The 7240-nt window shown below is 54.8% G+C and carries 7 protein-coding genes; all 7 read right to left on the bottom strand.

Going from position 1 to position 7240, the window contains the following annotated elements:
- Positions 1–909 (bottom strand): hypothetical protein (locus JNN07_19450; GenBank protein ID MBL9169921.1); only part of this gene is annotated, 909 nt, incomplete at its 3' end.
- Positions 906–1679: a hypothetical protein gene (locus JNN07_19445; GenBank protein MBL9169920.1), complete on the bottom strand. Its 774-nt coding sequence runs from the start codon at positions 1677–1679 to the stop codon at positions 906–908. The genes JNN07_19445 and JNN07_19450, both read right to left, overlap by 4 nt.
- The gene (locus JNN07_19440; GenBank protein ID MBL9169919.1) at positions 1663–2760 is read right to left on the bottom strand and encodes a restriction endonuclease subunit S; all 1098 of its coding nucleotides are present in this window, start codon (positions 2758–2760) and stop codon (positions 1663–1665) included. The genes JNN07_19445 and JNN07_19440 overlap by 17 nt, the downstream gene beginning before the upstream one ends.
- 274 nt (positions 2761–3034) lie before the next feature.
- Positions 3035–4063: a virulence RhuM family protein gene (locus tag JNN07_19435; protein MBL9169918.1), complete on the bottom strand. Its 1029-nt coding sequence runs from the start codon at positions 4061–4063 to the stop codon at positions 3035–3037.
- Positions 4060–5613 (bottom strand): type I restriction-modification system subunit M, encoded by a 1554-nt coding sequence (locus JNN07_19430; GenBank protein MBL9169917.1) that lies wholly within the window; start codon positions 5611–5613, stop codon positions 4060–4062. Before JNN07_19430 ends, JNN07_19435 begins: the two co-directional genes overlap by 4 nt.
- Positions 5565–6146 (bottom strand): restriction endonuclease subunit S, encoded by a 582-nt coding sequence (locus tag JNN07_19425; GenBank protein MBL9169916.1) that lies wholly within the window; start codon positions 6144–6146, stop codon positions 5565–5567. The genes JNN07_19430 and JNN07_19425 overlap by 49 nt, the downstream gene beginning before the upstream one ends.
- A 12-nt stretch (positions 6147–6158) precedes the next feature.
- Positions 6159–6443, bottom strand: coding sequence for a DUF3892 domain-containing protein (locus JNN07_19420; GenBank protein MBL9169915.1), 285 nt, complete (start codon positions 6441–6443; stop codon positions 6159–6161).
- Between the last annotated feature and the right edge of the window lie 797 nt (positions 6444–7240).

Below are 7240 nucleotides of genomic sequence, written 5' to 3'. Positions count from 1 at the left end.
TACCCAATCCCATGGTTCTCGCGTCGCCTTTTGGTCGGAATTTGCATTCCGAGTAACCGCTAGCTTCTCGAGAGCCTCATTCACTCGCTTTTTCAACTCGATCATGTTCGGATCCTTGTCCGACTTCGTGAGTTGGTCCTGGGGTTCCTTTGACTGCGCACGGTTCAGAACGATTAGGTTTTTCTGAAGCCGGTTGGCCAGGTTTTGCAGTAGATCGAAGAACGCTCTGTCATCTCGATCCAATGATCGTTCAAAACATTCGTCAGCTAGCATGGTCAACTTTAGTCCGTTCGGTAAATCCCACTTGTCACCGCGAGATCTCGCAAATCGCTTCAGTAGCCTGATCATCCTACGAAATTGGCCGCCTGCGTCTTCCTGGATTCTGTTCAGCTCTTGAACCCGTCTTTCGAACCAAGCGTTTATCTCAGTCGGATCTGATGCTCGCCATCCGTTTTCGCCCGCAAGTTCTTGGCGCTCGTCCTTTTCACCCGGTCTGTAAACGCGAAATGACGGAACGTCCACGTGGTATCCTTCCCGATAGAATACACGAACACAGTTTCCAATGATCTCGGGTGGTTTCTTTAGCCTATCGTCGTTCTTGAGAGCATCTCTGACCATCTCCTGTGTTTCGCGAGCCGTCATGTCCGCCTTCTCCAGTGTCAGGGTTTCTGCATGAAAGCTGACGCCATCGTCGATGTCGTAGTCTTGATTCTCCTCCTGCACAGTTGTGCGGATGGCCATAGAACCCTGCGAGATGAATGAGCTGATCTTCACGCGCTCTGGTAGGTTTGCCTTGAGTCGGTTGCGGTTGGTATCGCGTTTGGAATACAAGTCCTCGCGGACTTTATCCGAGAGGTTAACCTTTTCCGATTCGTAGGCTTGGATCTGGCGGTGATAGTTTATACTCATGAGTGCGTGGGTTTGATGTTCTTCGAAAGGCGTGAAGCATAAGCCATCCAATCGACAGCTGGCACAGTTGCGAGCGATTGCAGCCGCCAAAGTAAACGGAAGGCAAAGAATGCGAGCGCATTGTCGCCAGGTCCCAATGTATAGGCGCCAGGCCCAGCAAAGGTATCAAAGCTTGCCGCGTTTGCTGCGAATCCGCAGTCGATCGCCCTGTTATCCTTCAGGCTCGCATGAGTTTGCTGGAAGGCTTCACTTCGGAATCCCTCCTTCCAGTCGACATCAATTGCAAGGATACCAGCCACGATATGACCTGGCTTTTTCGCCGGATACACCCCTCCGGCATGGGGTATCTCAACGGACGTTCGTACGAGCTTGCGGACCGACTCGGCTTTGTCGGCTGCGTATTCTAGGTAGCCCTTGTCAACGGTCGGTTTACATTCGAAGACGGCGTAGACCGCTTCCGCAGGTACGTATCGGTGTTTGTCGTTGTCCAACAGCGTGGGGGTGTATTGCCGATCGAAGACAACCACATCAATTGAGTCACTGACATTTCCAAGCGAGTCGATGACGATGGCCTTCTCGACCGTATAGCGGTTCGGAAGGTATTTTCTGAGGAAATCGATGAAGTGCAGCTCGTTGACCTCACCACGGTCTCCTGCATGCGTGATTCGCCGTGAGGCTCTTAGGTTGGCCACCAGGCAGGTTTGTTCCGTCGCGAACGCCTCGCGAAGGAACGCGGTATCGTGAGGTGTGGTTTCATCTAGGCTGGTCATTTTTGTATTGGATTGTACGGAGTTTTCCCGTCAGCAGCTTCTGCATCAGTCCGCGCTTTTGTTGTTCCAAGGAGCTGCGTTGGTTACGGAGGAGGGCGAGCGTTTGATCGACTATATCGAAGAACTTGGCAATGGCGATTTGTTCGGGCTTTTGGGGCATCCAGACACTGATCTGAGCAAACTCTTGGTAACGGAGGCTACCCCGCCGATCTACAGAGGCGCTGGTATTGATCCGGTAGTGATGAATGAGCAGCGTGCTCTTCAGCAGACGGAAGAGATAGCGGTCATTGACGCCGTCCACAGTTCTGAAGACGGTGTAGATCGGGCTGACGAGCCCAGCGTCGCAGACATCTTGGAAACCGATAGATCCTTCTTCGATGTGGTTCGTGGCATAGGCGAATTCACCCCTCCTTACCATGCGGTAGCTGCTTGTGTCTTCCGCGTGAACACGCTTGCCAAAGTAATTTTGGGAAAGAACAAGCCCGTGATGCTTAGTGCAAGAGAGCACAGGAAAGTCTGCGCCGCCCGTGTTGCGTTCGAAAACTTCTCGGGTTACTTCACCGAGCTGTATTCTCTTCCAATCGATCGGATAGATCCCAAATTTATCACCGTGAGTACGGCCACTGGATTGATCAAAACCTTTCAACCGCGTCTTCCCCGTAAACAGCTGCTGCATGAGGGATTTCTTGCGGCGCTCCTGGGCGGCGATGAGGGCGTCGAGCTTCTCCAAGGCCTCGTCCCAGGTGGTCAGGATCTCGGCGATCTTGCGTTGTTCAGGGAGTGGGGGGACGGCGATCTTGAGCTTGAGAAAGGCCCCCTTCTGAATCTTCTTCATGCTCTCGCTGGTTCCTGAAGCGATGCGCTGCAAAGAAAGTCGATACGGTGAGGAGAGCAGCACGAAGGAGAGCCATCGCATGCAGACTGTTGTCACATCGTTCGGACGTAGCAACCACAGGGTATCTGGCAAAAACGCATCCTGAAAATCTTTTGGTACGTAGGCACAGGCACCAACGAGAGGAGGTGTGTTGCTTCTGCTTATTAGAATCGAGTTTCGTTCAGCGAAGGTGGCAAGGCGGGTCACCTCTGAGACTAGCGGGGTTTTAACATCATGAGGATTGAACCGCCCAGCAGTGACACAACTGAGACGTAGGACGCCAGGTTTGCCGGTTTGAGGCGGACCCTCCTCCCCTTGCACGCTCACACCGGAAGTCGGCTGTGTAACTAACCTGCTGAGAGGCTGGACGGCCCAGCCTTTCGGTAGATGTTTCATATCGCAGATTCAGTTTGAGAAAGCGACAATGCTAAGCAATGTCGATCCGGTTGGGTGCAGTGGTTGTCCAATCCTTTTGACATGCTCATTTAGCTTTTGGCTTCTTCGCGTTACGCGCTGTGTGCTGGATCGTCTTGGTTATAGCCCCCAGCGACTTGACATCCTCCTCTTCCTCAGCGCGTCGCTCGGCCTCCCTCCGGCTCTCATCAAAGTGGTCATACCGTTCATGTGCCAGCTTCTCGGCGATCTCGTGCGAGACTTTGCCAGGGTGGTCCAGTACGTCGCGTTCATTGAAGGTGAGGAAGGCGTCGAGCTTGGCGCTCCACTCCTCCATAGTCATTGCCTTGCGTCGTTTCGCCTGATCCTCGGCGTAGTCGAGATACATCACCACGATGCGATCGAGTTCCTCGATCTCCGTTTGTTTGAGGTAGTTCTTCGCGACGGTGACATCTTGTTTGCGGACTCGACCGCCCTGCCAGGTCTGAAGACCCATGTTGGGGAGGCTGGGATTCGCGCGGTCGCGAATGAGTTCGGCGGCTGTCTGTCCCGTGACTGCCCAAAGTATTTTGTTCTGCACCTTTTTGAAGAAAGCTTGCGCCTGTCCGCTGTCGGACTCGTAGTCCACTGCGGTGGTGTAGATGTCTCGCACTTTCTGATAGAAGCGCTTTTCCGAAGCCCGGATCTCGCGGATGCGTGCGAGCAGTTCGTCGAAGTAGTCCCATCCTCCAGGGTTCTTCAGCCGCTCGTCGTTCATGACGAAGCCTTTGACCAGATACTCGCGAAGGTTTTGAGTGGCCCACTGCCGGAACTGGATACCTCGCGGGCCTTTCACCCGATAGCCTACAGCGAGGATCATTTCCAGACGGTATAGTTTAGTGCGGTAGCTCTTGCCATCGGCGGCAGTTGTAAAGGATTCCTTTACAACTGAAGTCTCCCTCAACTCGGCATCCTCCAACACATTGCGAATATGCATGCCCACGTTTTGTTTGGTGGACGCAAACAGCTCGGCGATTTCGAGCTGGGTCAGCCAGACGGTGCCGCCTTCGGCTCGGAGTTGGATCTCCGTGCGGCCGTCGTGGGTGGAATACAGGATAACTTTTGATTCGCCGCTCACAGGCCAAGCTCCTTCAGGTAGCCGTTCATCTTGCCCCGGACGGTCGCAAGTTCAGCCTCGAGCCGCTGAATCTCCGCCTTCACGGCATCCAGATCGATCTCCGCTTCCTCCTCGAAGGTATCCACGTAGCGGGGAATGTTCAGGTTGAAATCGTTGTCGGCAATCTCCTGTGGAGTGGCGCGGTAGGCATATTTGTCGACCGTCTTAAATGCCCGGAAGGTATCCACGATCTTCTGAACCTGCTCATCGGTGAGTACGCTCTGATTCTTCGCCTCCTTGAACTCGCGGGAAGCGTCAATGAAAAGCACATCGCCGTGGGTTTTACCCTTGTTGAAAAGCAGGATGGCCGCCGGAATTCCGGTGCCGAAGAAGAGATTCGCTGGTAGACCGATGACCGCTTCCAGCAGATTCTCCTCGATGAGTTTCTGGCGGATCTTGCCTTCCGCAGCGCCACGGAACAACACGCCATGAGGGACCACCACGCCAACCTTGCCGGTGCGTTCTCGGGCCGTCTCGATCATGTGGGTGATGAACGCGTAGTCCCCCTTGGACTTGGGGGGGAGACCCCGGTGGTAGCGGTGGAAGGGATCCTTCTCGGCGTCTTCATGGCCCCATTTGTCGAGCGAGAAGGGTGGATTGGCCACCACGATGTCGAACTTCATTAAGTGGTCGTGCTCGGTGAGTCGCGGGTTACGCAGAGTGTCACCCCATTCGATACGAAAATTATCCATGCCATGCAGGAACATGTTCATGCGGCACAGGGCGTGCGTCGTGCCGTTCATCTCCTGCCCGAAGAGAGCGAAGTCCCGCTCATCGGCCTGGCGTCCCACCTTGATGAGCAGAGAACCGGAACCGCAGGAGGGGTCGCAGATCGTCTGTCCCTTCTTCGGTGCTAGTAGGATCGCGAGAAGCTTGGAGACTTGGCCGGGGGTGTAGAACTCACCGGCTTTCTTCCCGGCATCCGAAGCGAACCGCTCCAGCAGATACTCGTAGACATTGCCGATGACGTCATCCTCGCCGACCACCGAGGGACGGAGGTCGAGTCGAGGATCGGCGAAGTCCTGGAGCAGGAGCTTGAGGCGAGTGTTGCGGTCTCGCGCTTGTCCTAGTTTTGAGTCTGAATTGAAGTCCACCTCACGGAAAACACCCTCTAACTTCGCTTTGTTGGCTTCCTCGATGCCAGCCAAGGCTATCGTCATTCGCTCTCCGATGTCGGGTTGGGTGCGCTGTTCGTAGATGGAATAGAAGTCGCACCCGGCCGGAAGTTGGAAACGCTCGCGGGCCAAACGACGGGCAACGCGGGCTTCGTCGCCCTTGAACTCACGCAGGTAGGTGTCGCGATGATCGCGCCACACGTCAGACATGTATTTCCAGAACAGCATCACGAGGATGTAGTTCCGGTAGTTCTCGGCGTCGACGACACCACGGAAGGTGTCGCAGGCACGCCAGGCGACGTCATTGATTTCGGATTGGTTGCTTCGGTTCACGAGAATAATTCGATTTAGGGTGTGTGGGCCAAGGTAGTCAACCGCAGGTTGAGTTCCTGCCATTTAAGTTCAGTAAGGCGTTCGGAGATCTGACGTTCCCTCCGTCCCAAGGAGGAGAGTTCCACAATTCGTGCTTGAGTCGGGAGCGGGGGAACGGGCACCGCGAGGTCGTATAGATCTTTGCGTTCCAAGACTTGTACCAAAGTGCCTTTTCGTCGGGCGGTAAAGTGAGTTGCTGCTTCCTCCCCGCGGAGAAACCAGGCCAGATACCCGGGCAGAAGCTGGGTTGAATCCGGTCGCAGCACAAAGAACTGTGCTCCGACGATGACGTTGGGTAGATCCATTCTGAATGCGTGGGCCGTGAGGCGCGTTCCTCGGTTCGGGAATAGGACATCACCGGGTTTCAGCAGTAGGTTTTCGCTGATCTGCGTTCTTGGTTCAAAACGGAGTAGATCGAGCTTGAGTAATTCGCCGTCCGACGAAAGGTCTCCGATGCGGATCAGGCGGTGGCTTCCATTGGGATCGGGACGAGTTGCATCCCGACCCCGCAGGGTCGCGCCCATTCGGATTTCAGCGATGGAACCGAGTTTGGGCATTTGGCTCGTGGGTTACGGGCACTCGGGCAGGCTCAACAGGTTGTTGGGTTGCTCACCATCACTCTCCGTCTTGAGGTATTTGTTTCCGTAGCGGCTGACCGCCACGACCACCCAGACCGAGCTTCCTTGGGCCTGCGCGAAAAACCGCCATTTACCGGATTCGATTCCGGCGATGGCGTCCGCCTGAGTGAGAGTCCATCGGCGTCCATTACCTATGCCGCCCACATTCCTAATCCGCTCGTGCGGGTTCGGGCGGTCTGACTTGTTAATACACTTAATTTCTGCGGTTTCTGGCATTTTGCCTTTCTAACCCGGCTAGGTGGCGCGCTGGGATGTTGTTGCTTCCGAGGTCAGACATGGGGTAGAACACGGCTTCCAGGCTGATGTTCGCCCTCGCGGCGACTTCGGACTACGAGCCCGGCAAGTTAGAAGCTTGCCGGGCTTTTTTGGCCACGGGTTCAAACATACATCCTATGTAGGGTGCGTCAAGATGTAGTTTTTGTGCATACTGTCCAATCGTGTTATGGTTTTGTTTCCTGTACCGCGTGTTTGTTTAAGTTCAGCGCAGGTCAATAGATAAACGTTCGTCGGTTTTATGCTATTAGCCCTCAGTGGGAGAATGAATAGCATGCGAAACAGGGTAATCCGAAAGGAGTGAAACCATCGGATACTCCTGGTCGCTTCTCGCCGCGGCCCGTTCGAACTCTTTTACACCTTGAGCATTCATGGGCTCGACAGAGTCTCGCCCTACCTTGTTAGCCGTCGGCGTGTTTGGTGCGCACTTTCCATTTGAGAATCGCCGCTACCCAGCGATCGACTCAGCAACCTGGTTTGTCATCCGTGTCATCCGAGAAATCCGTGGTTCACGCAGGGCCTATTGCAGGGTGAATCCCGGCTCTCGACCTGACGGGTGAGGATCCGCAACCCACGATGGGGTTGGGAATTCTATGGCGTTTTCCCAGGGTAGCTCGTTCCTCGCAACCCTTATAGTCCCTCCAAAGTTATTCATGATTGGCGAGGAGAGCCCTCCAGCTCCCCGCAGCCAATTGTGAATAACTTTGCGCGACGCGACCCTGAGATCTGTGAACAATTTG

It is taken from the genome of Verrucomicrobiales bacterium (assembly GCA_016793885.1).
Taxonomy (GTDB): Bacteria; Verrucomicrobiota; Verrucomicrobiia; order Limisphaerales; family UBA11320; genus UBA11320.
Note: the sequence above shows the minus strand (reverse complement) of the source record. Positions and strands in the feature narration are given on the sequence as shown.